The sequence below is a fragment of the Huijunlia imazamoxiresistens genome, assembly GCF_037132455.1.
Taxonomy (GTDB): domain Bacteria; phylum Bacteroidota; class Bacteroidia; order Chitinophagales; family Chitinophagaceae; genus Flavisolibacter; species Flavisolibacter imazamoxiresistens.
The window spans coordinates 1-695 of sequence record NZ_JBBBEI010000111.1 but is presented as its reverse complement, the minus strand read 5'-3'; the positions used below and the strand labels follow the sequence as shown (position 1 = coordinate 695).

Here is a 695-nt window from a genome sequence, read left to right as displayed (position 1 = left end):
CCCCTGGTGCTGGGCTATATCATCGCCGGCTTCCTGGTCGGGCCTTACTTCAGCCTGCTGCCTACCGTGCGGGAGGCCGAGAACATCGGCATTTGGGCGGAGATCGGGGTTATCTTTTTATTGTTCAGCCTGGGCCTGGAGTTCAGCTTTAAAAAGCTGCTCAAGGTGGGCGGCTCCGCCTCCATCACCGCCCTGGTGGAAGTGGTCATCATGGTCTTCCTGGGCTTCGGCGTCGGAAAGGCCATGGGCTGGTCGGGCATGGACAGCCTGTTTCTGGGCGGCATCTTATCCATTTCCTCCACCACCATCATCATCCGGGCCTTCGAGGAACTGGGACTAAAAACCAAAAGCTTCGCCTCCCTGGTCTTTGGCGTGCTGATCGTGGAAGACCTGGTGGCCATCGTGCTGCTGGTGCTGCTGTCGACGCTGGCGGTGAGCCAGCAGTTTGCCGGCACCGAAATGCTGCTGTCCATCCTGAAGCTGATCTTCTTTTTGGCGATCTGGTTCCTGTCGGGCATTTTCTTTATTCCCACCCTGTTACGAAAAGCCAAGACGCTGATGAGCGATGAAATGCTGCTGGTGATCGCCATCGCCCTTTGCCTGGGCATGGTGGTGTTTGCCAATGCGGTGGGCTTTTCCCCGGCCCTGGGCGCCTTCATCATGGGCTCCATCCTGGCCGAGACCACCAAGGCCGA

Annotated in this window: 1 protein-coding gene; it reads left to right on the top strand. The window is 58.6% G+C overall.

Features of this window, described 5'->3' with window-relative positions:
* Window positions 1-695, top strand: a 695-nt coding sequence (locus tag V9K67_RS27100) for a cation:proton antiporter domain-containing protein (RefSeq protein ID WP_336728274.1), incomplete at both ends; no start/stop codon positions are given.